The sequence below is a fragment of the Halopseudomonas aestusnigri genome (assembly GCF_002197985.1).
GTDB classification, from domain to species: domain Bacteria; phylum Pseudomonadota; class Gammaproteobacteria; order Pseudomonadales; family Pseudomonadaceae; genus Halopseudomonas; species Halopseudomonas aestusnigri.
Genome location: NZ_NBYK01000016.1, coordinates 56,728 through 70,210 on the forward strand (window position 1 = coordinate 56,728; position 13,483 = coordinate 70,210).

The 13,483-nt window shown below is 53.9% G+C and carries 13 protein-coding genes; 6 read left to right on the forward strand and 7 right to left on the reverse strand.

Going from position 1 to position 13,483, the window contains the following annotated elements:
• From B7O88_RS16375 to B7O88_RS18245, 7 genes are all read right to left on the reverse strand, one after another.
• Complete coding sequence (locus B7O88_RS16375) at positions 1-1,116, reverse strand: glycosyltransferase (protein ID WP_088277622.1); 1,116 nt, start codon at positions 1,114-1,116, stop codon at positions 1-3.
• A 99-nt stretch (positions 1,117-1,215) separates the two neighbouring features.
• Entirely contained in the window at positions 1,216-2,106 is an 891-nt protein-coding gene (locus B7O88_RS17855; protein ID WP_140418597.1) for a hypothetical protein, read from the reverse strand.
• A 1-nt stretch (position 2,107) separates the two neighbouring features.
• The gene (locus B7O88_RS16380; protein WP_088277624.1) at positions 2,108-2,848 is read right to left on the reverse strand and encodes a class I SAM-dependent methyltransferase; all 741 of its coding nucleotides are present in this window, start codon (positions 2,846-2,848) and stop codon (positions 2,108-2,110) included.
• A gap of 25 nt (positions 2,849-2,873) precedes the next feature.
• The gene (locus tag B7O88_RS16385) at positions 2,874-4,112 is read right to left on the reverse strand and encodes an MATE family efflux transporter (protein WP_140418598.1); all 1,239 of its coding nucleotides are present in this window, start codon (positions 4,110-4,112) and stop codon (positions 2,874-2,876) included.
• 85 nt (positions 4,113-4,197) lie between these two features.
• Positions 4,198-5,049 (reverse strand): glycosyltransferase family 2 protein, encoded by an 852-nt coding sequence (locus B7O88_RS16390; protein ID WP_235005818.1) that lies wholly within the window; start codon positions 5,047-5,049, stop codon positions 4,198-4,200.
• Entirely contained in the window at positions 5,046-6,980 is a 1,935-nt protein-coding gene (locus tag B7O88_RS16395) for a hypothetical protein (protein WP_088277628.1), read from the reverse strand. The genes B7O88_RS16390 and B7O88_RS16395 overlap by 4 nt, the downstream gene beginning before the upstream one ends.
• 80 nt (positions 6,981-7,060) lie before the next feature.
• Positions 7,061-7,471, reverse strand: coding sequence for a pilin (locus B7O88_RS18245; protein WP_088277630.1), 411 nt, complete (start codon positions 7,469-7,471; stop codon positions 7,061-7,063).
• A 293-nt stretch (positions 7,472-7,764) separates the two neighbouring features.
• On the opposite strand from B7O88_RS18245, the gene pilB reads away from it, so the two are divergent.
• The 6 genes from pilB to B7O88_RS16430 are packed head-to-tail and all read left to right on the forward strand — an operon-like array spanning position 7,765 to position 13,377.
• Positions 7,765-9,465 (forward strand): type IV-A pilus assembly ATPase PilB, encoded by a 1,701-nt coding sequence (gene pilB / locus B7O88_RS16405; RefSeq protein ID WP_088277632.1) that lies wholly within the window; start codon positions 7,765-7,767, stop codon positions 9,463-9,465.
• A 3-nt stretch (positions 9,466-9,468) separates the two neighbouring features.
• Positions 9,469-10,725: a type II secretion system F family protein gene (locus tag B7O88_RS16410; protein WP_088277634.1), complete on the forward strand. Its 1,257-nt coding sequence runs from the start codon at positions 9,469-9,471 to the stop codon at positions 10,723-10,725.
• Between the two features lie 3 nt (positions 10,726-10,728).
• Complete coding sequence (locus B7O88_RS16415; RefSeq protein WP_088277636.1) at positions 10,729-11,601, forward strand: prepilin peptidase; 873 nt, start codon at positions 10,729-10,731, stop codon at positions 11,599-11,601.
• A gap of 35 nt (positions 11,602-11,636) precedes the next feature.
• Positions 11,637-12,239: a dephospho-CoA kinase gene (coaE, locus tag B7O88_RS16420; RefSeq protein WP_088277638.1), complete on the forward strand. Its 603-nt coding sequence runs from the start codon at positions 11,637-11,639 to the stop codon at positions 12,237-12,239.
• Positions 12,236-12,427 (forward strand): DNA gyrase inhibitor YacG, encoded by a 192-nt coding sequence (gene yacG / locus B7O88_RS16425; protein WP_088277640.1) that lies wholly within the window; start codon positions 12,236-12,238, stop codon positions 12,425-12,427. Before coaE ends, yacG begins: the two co-directional genes overlap by 4 nt.
• Before the next feature lie 2 nt (positions 12,428-12,429).
• Entirely contained in the window at positions 12,430-13,377 is a 948-nt protein-coding gene (locus tag B7O88_RS16430; protein WP_088277642.1) for a Nudix family hydrolase, read from the forward strand.
• Positions 13,378-13,483 lie beyond the last annotated feature (106 nt).

Sequence of the window (13,483 nt, forward strand, 5' to 3'; positions counted from 1 at the left end):
TCACTGCCTCGCCACCGTTTCCAGCACCTCAAGGTACTGCGAAACCGCCCGATCCACACTGAAGTCGGCAGCACGCTCCTGCAATTTCGCCCTATCCACTAATGGCGCGATCAGACTTTGCTCTATAGCTTGAGCCAACGAGCAAATATCGTTTGTAGGTACCAAGCGACCGAAGCGCCCCCCGGCAAGAACCTCGGATGGGCCATCGGGACAATCAGTTGATACCACCTGCACCCCACACGCCATAGCCTCAACCAATACCAAACCAAAACCTTCGGACACGGAGCACAACACCAACAGATCTGATCGCTGGATCCAGGGCAACGCGTCATCCTGATGACCAACAAAGGAGCAGACTTTGCTCAGGTCATGTTTACCAGCCAGGCGTTTCAGCTTACCCGCCTCCGGACCGTCGCCCAGTATAAGCAAACGCGCATCCATTGAACTTTTAACTTTGGAAAATGCCTCTATCAGCAAATCAACCCGTTTAACTGGCGCCAAACGTCCAACAAAGATCACCGTAGGTACAGAGTAATCCGGCCAAGGCCACTCAACGTCGACGCTACAGCGTTCAGTAAACCCATCGGAGACAACCGGGTTAAGAATGACCTTAAGCTTGGGATGAGCAACAACAGAACGGCTGATATCATCAGCCACGGCTCTGGACACCGCAATTACGGCATCCGCTTTCAAAAGAAGACGACGCATCAGCCATCGCTCGAACAGGAGATGAAATCGCTTAAATCCCCGCGACGCATTCAAGGGACCAGAAATGGAAAGATGCTGAGACCAGATAATTTTAGAGTGTGGCCAAAAAAACCTGCGAAACAACAAGACGAAACAGCCAATATCATTAGCGCTAGTGAAAATAAAATTCGCCTGTTGAGCCCGAAGAACACAAAACAACCTAAAAAAAAAAGAAAATCGCCCACCGCCTAAAACACGAACCGGGGTATCCTTTTCTAGCATCGATTCTGCATTGCTGTGAATATAGCTAGTCACAATCTGAGCCTGAACCCCTACATCGATAAGCTTTGGCAAAATGTTCAAATGCACACGTTCGAGACCACCTAACTCAAAGCGTGAAAGAACAAAAAAAACCGAAAACTCTGACACGTAAATTCACTCTCCGAAAAAGGAAAACCCAAGCAAAATCAAACTCTTCTCAACGACAAAAACATATCACACAAAATGAACATAAAAATCAAGTAATATTTAATAAAGCCTCGGCTGTTCTGCATGATAAATACGTTCAAAAATAGTTTCAGCCTCCCTTTTTGAAATCAAACCCCGCTGAACCGCAGGGAAATGCTCAGCATGCTCAATCCCAGCATATCCACCGAAACTAACTCCTCCAATCTGCAGCACAACATCCTCGCTCCCCAAAGCCGAAAGAGCGGCCATACGATGATGCCCAACTAAAATAAACGCCTTGTAACAGCCTTGTAATCCGATAATAAGCGCTTGAATATTCCCAAACCCCTCAAAATCCAGGTTGTGTCCGTAACGTCTCAGCGACTCATACGCAGCAACAAGTCTGTCATACTCAAGACGTATTTTTTCCTCGGCATTAGGACCATAAAATTGACTCCCGAGTACGTCTGCTGAGCGTCCGAACTGTCGCGCTTCATTCACAGCGCTTTTTTTCTCTAACTCAAGCAACTCTTTTGGAGACTTAGATTCCCAAGGCAAAAAGGCACATCCTGCCGGCATAGAAAGAAGTTCTGAATTGGAGGGATTATCCAAACCCATCAATTGAGCAGCATTTAACGGTCTGAAACGCTGATAGAAGGAAACCAGATCAGAATTATCCCACCGATTACAGCGCCCCGCAGCATAGTCGAGCAAAGTCTTAATTTGTGGAGAGGGCCCACCCTTAATACAAGGAAAAGCAAGATGTGAGAAGAAAATACAACTATCCAACGGAAAACGAACAAGCGCAGAACGCCCATTGGCTTCGTATAAAGCAGATATTGGATTACACTTATCAACCGCCGTCAAATCCAAAGGACGGGCATTAGCCGAAAGCCGCACATTGAAACCAGCCCTGCTCAAAAAAGCACGCAGCCTTACAGAGAGCTCAGCATTCAATATCCTGCCCTTCATCTCAACGCACACCTACATATATTGTCCTAAAGTCTCTTCTATCGATACCGGTTTGATGGCAAAAAACACGACCTATTTTCGTTTTTTGCGCCCACCCACCTAAGCTATTAAAACGCGAAAATGGCCATCGTTTGTAAGCCACGCCCGGAAGTCTCTTCACCACAGAAAAGCTCGCACCGAAAACCTCACTCACTATCCAGTCGTCAAGGTTTGGCACCACTTTCTTCAAAAGAATCTCCCAATTTTCTTTCTGAGAAACAGACTCCCCCATTTCAAAAACAAAAGTTTCAGCATTATTACGAATAGCACCAAGAAGCAAGCTAATATTCTTCTGCCCACTCGGCACACACCAGTCGTAGATACCGGATGCCCCCATCATATGATGAAGAACTGACATAAATACAGCAACATCAACTTTCTGAACGGAGTTAACCAAATCCGGAGTTATTTCAGCGCAAACAAACTCAACATTATTAATACCCAGCCTAGCAGCCTCCATTACATTACGCTTAATAATCTCCTCATCCCCATCAACCGCGATAACCTTCTTAGCGTACTTTGCTAAAGAGAGCGAGAAATACCCACCTGAACAACCCAAATCGAGCACCACTTTATCTTTAAAATCAACCTCGCTTAACAGCAAATTCAAGCGAGACTGCATATCCCTCTGAGCACGCGCCCTAGGAGAGACATCTTCATCAACTTTCGGATGATAACCTAGCATTTCTGTACGCCTACTCATAAAACACACCCTTTAAAATAAAACATCATAAATCACGATAAAAAGAATAACTCTTTACATAAAAAACCATACCCAAAGCCATCAAAGACTCAGACAAAAAAACCGAAAACACAAAAGCACCACTTCCGAGAGTCGACACAAGAAAAAAAGAAAATAAAACCAAAAGCACAACACCCACCAACTCGAAACAAACCCTTGCAAGGGGATTACCATTAGCTATCAATATATTTCCGGCAACCTTTCTTAAGGAAAGCCCTGGAATAGCAAGACACAACCACACAAGCATGTCTGACAACCCTCCGTAAGCCTCACCAAAAGCCCACTCCACGAACGAGGACACAATTACAAAAAACCCTGCAAGCATGACGCTAAAAATAAGTGCTACGCAAAGAAGCCAATTAACAAGGCTCATTTTCATCGAGGCTTCCCGCCCCTCCCCCCTTATCAACCGCGGCAGAACGGAAAGCACCAGTGCTATAGCTGGCAAAGTGGCCGCCCCGACAATTCTTGATGCAGCAGAGTAGAGGCCGCTCAGATCCAACGGCAACAACTTCAATGCAAGGACTTTATCCATTTCACCTGGACCAACAGCCGCTAACGAAGTCAGCGCGTAACTCGAGCTCATCTTCAATTCTAAAAAACTAGCGATACGCCAATATTTCAACCCTAACCAAGCATTTGGAAATAAAAAGAAAACAATAAAAAAACATGCGACTGACATAATTAAATATACCAAACAAACAGCATACAAAGACGAACCTACTTCACTAAAAAGCAAAGCCAACACAGCAAACATCCGCAACCCTAACGGCATCAATGTTAACAACTGCGATCTGACAACCTTGCCTGAAGCAAGTAATTCCATAGCGGGAAATAGAATCAAAGGGAGCAGCACCACTTCAGCCAACCCCAAATAAATAACTGCCAAGTAGGAATAGCCGTCCACCGGCAACCACCAATGCACAACCAAGCTAAAAAGAACAAACAACCCTCCACCAAGAATCAAAGTAGAGGGTACGGCATAGGCAAGAACGCTCTGTCGGCGGCTATAGTCTTTGGCCACCTCTGAAAGCAGAACAAATTGTGTCCCGAATGTTGACAGCGCCCCGAGCAACAATGCTAAGGCCGCTGCCCCGGCATAAATTCCAAACTGCTCAGGCCCAAGCATACTTGCCAACATCAGAAGGGATGACGCCTGCACTACTAAGCGCAATCCTAATATGATGGTTGTACCAAGCGCTGAGCGCAGAATCAAAGCTTTCAAAAAAACCTCTTAAACTATAACCGAAATATCGGGAGATTTTCGGCGACTGCCCTGAAAACACTTATGTGTACAACCTAATAACTATTTACGCCTTATCTTTATACATTAACGCAGTAATCTGCTCCGAAATGAGCCCCATCAAAAAGACCATCACGCTACCAGTGTAAAGAAGTGCACTCATATTCGTGAACCGTCCTTCCATAACCAGAGTGTAGCCATACCAGAGTGTAGCGATGAAAAACGCCAACACAGACACCGGCGCAAACAATTTCAAAGGTGAATACAAGGTACCAACCTTGAAGATAATCAACAAAAATCGCACACCGTCCTTCAGAGGTTTTATATGGCTTTTCCCTACACGCGATGCCGCATGAATTGGCTCATATGCAACTGAATAACCGGCCCGGAAGAACGCCATAGTGGAAGTCGTAGGATAGGAAAACCCATTAGGTAGAAGGTAGAGAAACTCTCGAAACTTATCGGCGCTAACCGCACGAAATCCCGATGTCAGATCTTCTACCTTATGGCCTGTCATATAAGTCGCTAGCCGATTATAGAAACCGTTTGCCAACCCACGCCCAACACTAGCCTGGGAGCCTTGTTGGCGGGCACCTACAACAAGGTCGTATCCCTCGCCAATGCGAGCAAGCAGGCGCTCAATATCTGCCGGGGCATGCTGGCCGTCAGCATCCATAAACACGATCACCTCACCGGCAGCAGCACGGGCGCCTGACTTGATTGCCGCACCATTCCCCTTGCTATAAGGATGCGACACAACCTTGGCTCCCGCTTCGCTAGCCAACGCTGCAGTGCGGTCGGTGGACCCATCGTCCACCACGATGACTTCAACGTCTGGATAGAGCGCCCTGATGGCACTGACCACGATTGCAACTGTCGCTGCCTCGTTCTTGGCTGGCATGACCACACTGACTTTCACGGCTGACTCTCCTTCATCGCGGTGGCGACCGCTTCGCGCATCGCAGATATCTGCTCTTCGGGCAGCTGCCTAATGACGTCTGGAAGCAGCTCTCGGCGCGCCAAAGCCTGAGCAGCGCGCTCGACGTCACCCAGCTCGAGCGCATAATAGACTTGGTACTGCAGCACCGGCAGCGCCTCGGGGGCAATATTTTCAGCCGCCGCCAGCGAGGCCCAAACCTCCTGAACGTCACCCAACTCCTGCGCAGCAATAGCTCGGACAAAATAGATTTTTGCACCGTACACTTGCACATTCATTTTGCTGCTATCACGCATACCGTCGATAAGCGCCAGCAAATCGGAGTAACTCAACGGAGCACACGCGTTTGACTTGATCAGTTCCTGCAGATTGAACAACTGATCGACAACAGCTACGTTGATTCTCCCTAGACGCGCGACGTCTAGGGCTTCCGCCATCCGTGCTCGCGTATCCTCAGGGGGAGTCAATGAGCATGAGTACATAAGCGCCTGCACTCGTACGTCCAGGCAATCCGGGCAGGCGGTCTTTGTCCTGTCTAGCACTTTCATCGCGAAGGCCTGACGCTCGCGACTTATATACTCGTTGTTCGACTCTTCAAGCCCTTTGAAGTCGCTATTCATCTCCACAAACACCGCATGTAAAGCGGCACGTGCGGAACCTGGATGGCGAGCATTCCAGCTTTCTGCAGCCTTACCCGGCTGCCCCCAGAGCACAGTCATGGCAAACAGAACTGTCGACAACAGGACGATGTAACCACCCAGCAAATAGGGCGCGACCCCCGCCAAACGCCCCTTGGCCGTAAAAGCCCCGACACTAAGAAAGAGGCAAATGCCATAAACGGCAATGTAATTGCGGTGCTCGAAATACAGCTCCAGCAAAATACTGGTGGACTCAATCAGGTGCCCAGCAAGAAACCAGAAAACAGCCAGAGCGAACCATTTGTATCGATGGCGCCAGGCAAAGGCGAGGCCCAGCAGAAGCAACCAGCCTAACGCTGCAGTAATCGTTTGCAGGCCAACAGGCTTGGCCGGGTAGTAATCGTGGAACGGACCGAAGGCGGTAGGCGACTGCGGCAAAAAGGCACGCAGCAGGTACTCCCACAACACCACCTGCTCAGTCATGAACCGGTCAAAGGGTGTTAGCCCCCGGTATTCGTCAAAGCGGAACCAGTCCATTCGCAGTGGCGAGATATAAAAAATCACAAATACCAGGGGCAAAAGTAACGTCACGCGACGCAACAGCGCCACCTTGCCTGAATACCCACCCCCAACTGCGGGACGTAGGAGGAAATCGATAATAAGCGCAAACACTGGGAATAGAGCACCGCTTTCTTTGGAAAAAATCGAAAGCAGGGTCCCAGCACCCAGCGCCGCCATCTGCCAGACGTAACCCAACAAAGGGCGCTGCTCAGCCAAGGCATAACCACGCACAAAGCCGATAAGGCCCAACAGACCAAAAAAGGAGGCAAGTCCGGTCATGCGCTGAATCGCAATAAGTGAGGTAGATGCCAGCAACGGCATCACGGCCCAGAGCATCGCTGCTCCTAGCGCAATCCTGAACCGTAGATCGGCGTCCACTGAAGGGCACCGTGCAAGTATGGAATGCCCGAGAGTCAGCAGGAGAATGAAGTTGCCGCAATGCAGGAGAACGTTAGCCGCCAAAATCGCTTGCGCGTTCTCCGGCCAACCGGCGCTGAAGGGTAAAAAGCTCAATAACGCCAGTGGCCTGCCCAAAGGACCGGCTTGCCCGCCAGAGACAAACTGCCAAGCCGAATGCCAATCTGTTATCTGATCCAACCCACGCAGGTTGGAGTAATCATCATAATAAAGCGCACCGGAGGTAGCCGGCAGATACAGTAAAAACACGGCAACGGCGCACAGCAGCGCCAACACCAGCCTGATCGAGATTCTCACCGGCAAAAATATCCTTATTAGTACTAACTGAAAACAAAAAACCCCGGCAGGAAACGCCGGGGTTTTTGGTCACACAAGTATCAACCGCGGCAGGAGCCCGGCATCCACTTGGTCGGAGTGCCAGAGCAAACCCACTCACCAATGCGATTAGGACCTGTGTCAGAAGGCTTCAGGAATACTGTAACTTCTTCACCAAAACCTGCCCCTTTCGCTGTTACCAGACCGCTAGTGCCATTAACCTCCAATGACGAAACATATTGGGTAGCGACGAAACCGGTGGAGCAGCTGTCCAAGCTGGAGAAGCCTGAAGACTGAACAATCTCAGTCACACAAGTACGCGCAGAGCTAGCAGCCAGTACGATTTCAGACGCCTTGGCGCGATTGGTGTAATCCTGATACGCCGGCAGCGCGATGGCAGCCAGAATACCGATGATCGCAACCACGATCATCAGTTCGATAAGGGTAAAACCCTTTTGAACTTGAGCTTTCATGTGTTTACTCCTTTAAGTGAAATAGCCGAGCGGCTGAATAGATGTAAGCAAAAACCAGACCAATGTGCAAAGCGCTGTGTTGCGGCCTGTGTACCGCTGCACAAAAGCGTCTGGGCGAGCACATCAAGACAGCACACGACAGAATGTGACAATTTTCGTCACACCCGAGCTGCCGGCGCTTGCTACCCACTGATAACCCACGCACAGCAGGCCCACCCGGACAGTTCAATCCCGGCGGCGTCTGTACTATAGTCTGCTGCATTGACGTTTTTGCAGATCAGGACTATCGCCACATGGAAACCCCCGCGCTTTCAGGGCTCGCACGGCGTATCGTGCAAGAAGGCCTCATTGAGGCTGACGTGGCTGCCAAGGCATGCCAGCAGGCAAACCAAGACAAAATTCCGCTGATCACGCACCTGGTACAGAAAAAGCTGGCCGATGCAAGATCACTGGCCATGACCTGCGCCGAGGAGTTCGGCTACCCCTACTTCGACCTCAGCGCTCTGGACAAAGAAGCTCAGCCCAAGGAGCTGGTCAGCGAGAAGCTGGTACGTCAGCACAATGTGATGCCGCTGTTCAAGCGCGGCTCACGCCTGTACCTCGGCATATCAGACCCGACCAATCAGCAAGCGCTCAGCGACGTCCAGTTTCACACTGGCTTGATGACCGATGCCGTCATCGTTGAAGACGACAAGCTGCTGAGCGCGATCGAAAAATACCTCGACAGCCCGACCGGTGGCCTTGGTGATATTGGTGATGCCGATCTAGAGGACCTTGACGTACAAACCGTCAAGGATGAGGACCGGGCGGACGGCGGCAGCGACGCAGACGACGCGCCCATCGTTCGCTTCGTCAACAAGATGCTGCTTGATGCCGTGCGCATGGGCTCGTCTGACCTGCACTTTGAACCCTATGAAAAGATGTACCGCGTGCGCTTCCGCACCGACGGCGTGCTGCACGAGGTTGCCAAACCCCCGGTGCAACTCGGCGTGCGCATTGCTGCCCGCCTGAAAGTCATGTCGTCCATGGATATGGCCGAGCGCCGCAAGCCTCAGGATGGGCGCATCAAGCTGAAGATTTCCAAGAACAAGGCCATCGACTTCCGGGTCAACACACTGCCAACCCTGTGGGGTGAGAAGGTGGTGCTGCGTATTCTCGACTCGGAAAGCGCCAAGATGGGCATCGACGCGCTGGGTTACGAGGACGATCAGAAGCAGATGTATATGGCGGCCCTTGCCAGGCCGCAGGGCATGATTCTGGTTACCGGCCCGACTGGCTCGGGCAAAACCGTATCGCTGTATACCGGCCTGAACATCCTCAATACCATGGAGCGCAACATCTCCACTGCCGAGGACCCAGTCGAGATCAACCTGGAGGGCATCAACCAGGTCAACGTGAACCCGAAACAAGGTCTCGATTTTGCCCAGGCACTGCGCGCCTTCCTGCGTCAGGATCCGGACATCATCATGGTGGGCGAGATCCGCGACCTGGAAACCGCCGAAATCGCGATCAAGGCGGCACAGACTGGCCACATGGTGATGTCCACCCTGCACACCAACAGCGCCGCCGAGACGCTGACTCGCCTGCGCAACATGGGTGTGCCCTCGTTCAACATCGCCACCTCGGTCAACCTGATCATCGCCCAGCGCTTGGCAAGGCGGCTGTGCAAGTCCTGCAAGGTGCCGATGGATGTGCCCCGCGAGGTGCTGCTGGAAGAAGGTTTCACGCCGGAAAAAATTGATGCAGGCATAACAATTTACGGCCCTGTGGGTTGCGAAAACTGTAAAGACGGTTATAAAGGTCGTGTTGGTATCTATGAGGTTGTCAAGATCACTCCGGCGATGCAGCGCATCATCATGGAAGACGGCAACTCCATTCAGATTTCCGACGTAGCCCAGAGTGAGGGTTTCCGAAACTTGCGCCAGTCCGCGCTGATGAAGGCGGAAGAAGGTGTGACCAGCCTGGCGGAAGTCAACCGAGTGACCAAGGATTAAGTCATGGCGCAACAAGCCGCACTGAGAAAGAAGCCCGCCGCCAGGAAGGCCAAGGAAGAAAAACTCTACCCCTTCAAGTGGGAGGGCAAGGATCGCAAGGGCACCCGAATCGACGGCGTGCTTCAGGGCGAGAACGCAGCACTGGTTAAAACCCAGCTGCGCAAGCAGGGCATTCTGGTCACCAAAATCAAGCGTGAATCGGCCCTGTTCGGCAAGCGACCAAAACCGATCAAGCCGCTGGATATTGCGTTCTTCACTCGCCAGCTGGCAACCATGATGGAATCCGGTGTCCCCATCATCCAGGCGTTTGAGATCATTGCCGAAGGTGCAGAAAACCCAAGCGTTGGCAAACTGGTCACGCAGATCAAGACAGACGTCGCCGCCGGTAACACGCTGGCAGACTCCCTGCGCCAGCACCCCAAGTATTTTGACGATCTGTTTTGCAACCTGGTTGAGTCGGGCGAACAATCTGGCCGACTGGAGTCGCTGCTCGATCGCATCGCGACCTACAAGGAAAAGACCGAGGCGCTCAAGGCCAAGATCAAGAAAGCCATGACCTACCCTATCGCGGTGATTGTGGTTGCGGTGATCGTGACCGCAATCATGCTGCTCAAGGTAGTGCCCAGCTTTCAGGAAGTATTCGCCAACTTCGGCGCCGAGCTGCCAGCCTTTACCCTGTTTGTTATCGGGTTATCCGAGTGGCTGCAGTCTTGGTGGTTTGTCGCGCTTATTCTGATTATTGGCACCGGGTACGCTTATTCCCAGGCCCATGTGCGTTCGAAGCCCTTCCGCGATTTCGAGGACCGCACCCTGCTAAAGGCCCCTATCGTCGGCGACATTGTCTATCAGGCTGCGGTGGCACGTTATGCACGCACTCTGGCCACCACCTTCGCTGCCGGTGTGCCGCTTGTGGATGCGCTGGACTCGGTCGCAGGGGCATCCGGTAACGTGGTGTTCTACAACGCCGTCATGAAAATCAAGGAAGACGTGTCTGCTGGCTCCCAGCTCAACTTCTCGATGCGCGCGACCAAGGTGTTTCCGTCGCTCGCAACGCAGATGACCGGTATCGGTGAAGAGTCCGGTAACCTTGATGGCATGCTGGAGAAGGTGGCCGACTACTACGAGGCCGAGGTCGACAACAAGGTCGATAACCTGACCACCCTGCTCGAACCGATGATCATGTCGGTGCTGGGTATCCTGGTCGGTGGCCTGATTGTCGCCATGTACCTGCCGATCTTCCAGCTGGGTAACGTTGTCTGACACATGCCACTCCTTGACTATCTGGCCAGCCACGCGCTGGCCTTTGTTTTGCTCGCCGGGCTGCTGGGCCTGATCGTTGGCAGCTTCCTCAACGTAGTAATTCACCGTCTGCCGCGCATGATGGAGCGCGAGTGGCAGCAACAGGCGCTAGAGCTGCTCGAACCCAACAAGACCCACCCTGCCGCAGACACTTACAACCTGCTGCTGCCCCACTCCCATTGCCCGCACTGCAAGACTGAAATAAAGGCCTGGCAGAACCTGCCGGTAATCAGCTATCTGTTGCTGCGTGGCCGCTGTGGCCAATGCAAAGCGCCAATCAGCCCCCGCTACCCGCTGGTAGAAATTTTGACGGCGGCGCTGTCGATGGTAGTAGCCTGGCACTACGGTTTTGGCTGGGCGGCCGGCGGCATGCTGCTGCTGACCTGGGGCCTGATCAGCCTGAGCATGATCGACGCCGACACCCAGCTACTGCCCGATGACCTTGTGCTGCCGCTGCTGTGGATGGGCCTGATCGCCAACAGCGCCGGCCTTTACACCGACCTGAACACCGCCTTGTGGGGCGCCATTGCCGGCTACCTCAGCCTGTGGTCGGTGTATTGGCTGTTCAAGCTGATCACCGGCAAGGAAGGTATGGGCTACGGCGACTTCAAGCTGCTCGCCATGCTCGGCGCCTGGGGTGGCTGGCAGATTCTGCCGCTGACCATCCTGCTGTCATCGCTGGTGGGTGCCATTCTCGGCATCATTATTCTCAAGACACGTGGTGCAGCCAATAGCACACCGCTGCCCTTCGGGCCCTATCTGGCCATTGCCGGCTGGATAGCGCTGATCTGGGGTGAGACAATCACCAGCCAGTATCTGCAGTTCGCCGGTTTCTGACAGCAGCCGGCATCCATCCCGAGGATCCGTACCCGATGATCATAGGCCTGACTGGCGGCATTGGCAGTGGCAAGACCGCTGCTGCCAATCGCTTTGCTGCCGAACATGGCATCCACGTTGTGGACGCCGACCTCAAGTCCCGTGTTGTGGTTGAGCCGGGCAAGCCGGCCCTGAGCTACATTGTTGACCGCTTTGGCGATGCCATCCTGCTGGATGACGGCAACCTGAATCGTGCGGCGCTGCGCGAGCGGGTATTCGCTGAACCGCAGGAGCGTCAGTGGCTGGAGCAGTTGCTGCACCCGCTGATTCGCGAAGAGATCATGACCGATCTGCAATCCGCCCGCTCGCCTTACGCACTGCTGGTCTCACCACTGCTGGTCGAATCAGGCCAGAACACCCTGACCAAGCGCATCATCGTGGTCGATGTGCCCGAAGCCATGCAGCTCGCGCGTACGGTTCAGCGCGATGCAGTGCCCGAGGCGCAGGTGCGCGCCATCATGCAGGCGCAGGCCCAGCGGGAAGAGCGCCTGCGCCATGCCCACGACGTCCTCACCAACGACAGCGACCTGGCGGCACTGCACGCCCAGGTCGATGCGCTCCACCAGCGCTATCTCAAACTGCTGGAGTCCCAAGCATGACACTGACGGTCAACTGCCCCACCTGCAAGGCACCGGTCACCTGGGACGACAGCTTCCCTGAACGGCCCTTCTGCAGCCATCGCTGCCGGCTGATTGATCTGGGCGCCTGGGCGGCCGAAGAGCACGTGATTGAAGGCCGTCAGGACGACGAGCAGGATATCTTTTCCGACGACTTGCCGGAGCGCTGAGCATGCGCCGCATTCACGTCATGGCCGCGGTCATTCGTGACCCCCAGCGCCGAATCTTGATCGCCAGGCGCCCGGACAACGCACATCAGGGCGGGTTATGGGAGTTTCCCGGCGGCAAGCTGGAAGCAGACGAGACCCGCCTCGATGGGCTGCGCAGGGAGCTGAAGGAAGAACTGGGGATTACCGTAATCAGCGCGCGCCCGCTGATCGATTTGCAGCATGACTACACAGACAAACAGATTCGTCTGGATGTGTGGGAAGTCAGCAGCTTCAGCGGCGACGCACATGGCGCCGAAGGGCAGCCGGTGCGCTGGGTAACCGAACAACAGCTGAACGACTTCAGCTTTCCGGCGGCCAATCAGCCGATCGTCACGGCCGCGCAGTTGCCTGACCGCTATCTGGTAACTCCAGACATGGACGAACCCGAACTGTTGGACAGGATTGGCCGAGCTGTTGCGGCAGGCATGCGACTGATCCAGCTGCGCCAGACACAGCTGGATGACGCGCACTACCGGGCGCTATGCGAGCAGGTGATGGCCCGCTGGGGTGACCAGGCCATATTTATGCTGAAGGGTGATCAGGCGCCAGTGATGGAAGGCGCCGGCTGGCACCTCACGGCTGCCCAGCTTCGCGAGCTTGCCCAACAGCCGACGCCAGTTCGTCCGCTGTCAGAGCACCGCTGGTTAGCGGCCTCCTGCCACAACGCAGAGGAGCTGCAGATGGCGGAAGCCCTGGGAGTGGATTTTGTAACGCTGTCGCCGGTTCTGCCCACACAAACCCATCCCGACGCTCTGCCCCTCGGCTGGGAGCAGGCTCACGCCCTGCTGACACGCTGCCGCCTGCCCGCCTACCTGCTGGGTGGGCTGACGCTGGCCGAGCTGAATACCGCCCACCATGCAGGCGCACAGGGCATTGCCGCCATCAGGGGGCTGTGGCCGAGCAGCCAGTAAGCGCCCGGTCAACGACAGCGCAACGCCTGCGGGCGCGGCATGCCGCGCCCCTACACTGTATCGCCGCGGTGTTTCATATTTCGTCATTTTGTAGGGCCACGACATC

What these genes read in the sequence shown, in the direction of transcription:
- B7O88_RS16415 (WP_088277636.1), top strand. Translation starts at nt 10,729, where the DNA reads ATGCCACTCCTTGACTATCTGGCCAGCCACGCGCTGGCCTTTGTTTTG.
- coaE (WP_088277638.1), top strand. Translation starts at nt 11,637, where the DNA reads ATGATCATAGGCCTGACTGGCGGCATTGGCAGTGGCAAGACCGCTGCT.
- yacG (WP_088277640.1), top strand. Translation starts at nt 12,236, where the DNA reads ATGACACTGACGGTCAACTGCCCCACCTGCAAGGCACCGGTCACCTGG.
- B7O88_RS16410 (WP_088277634.1), top strand. Translation starts at nt 9,469, where the DNA reads ATGGCGCAACAAGCCGCACTGAGAAAGAAGCCCGCCGCCAGGAAGGCC.
- B7O88_RS16430 (WP_088277642.1), top strand. Translation starts at nt 12,430, where the DNA reads ATGCGCCGCATTCACGTCATGGCCGCGGTCATTCGTGACCCCCAGCGC.
- B7O88_RS16380 (WP_088277624.1), bottom strand. Translation starts at nt 2,848, where the DNA reads ATGAGTAGGCGTACAGAAATGCTAGGTTATCATCCGAAAGTTGATGAA.
- pilB (WP_088277632.1), top strand. Translation starts at nt 7,765, where the DNA reads ATGGAAACCCCCGCGCTTTCAGGGCTCGCACGGCGTATCGTGCAAGAA.
- B7O88_RS18245 (WP_088277630.1), bottom strand. Translation starts at nt 7,471, where the DNA reads ATGAAAGCTCAAGTTCAAAAGGGTTTTACCCTTATCGAACTGATGATC.
- B7O88_RS17855 (WP_140418597.1), bottom strand. Translation starts at nt 2,106, where the DNA reads ATGAAGGGCAGGATATTGAATGCTGAGCTCTCTGTAAGGCTGCGTGCT.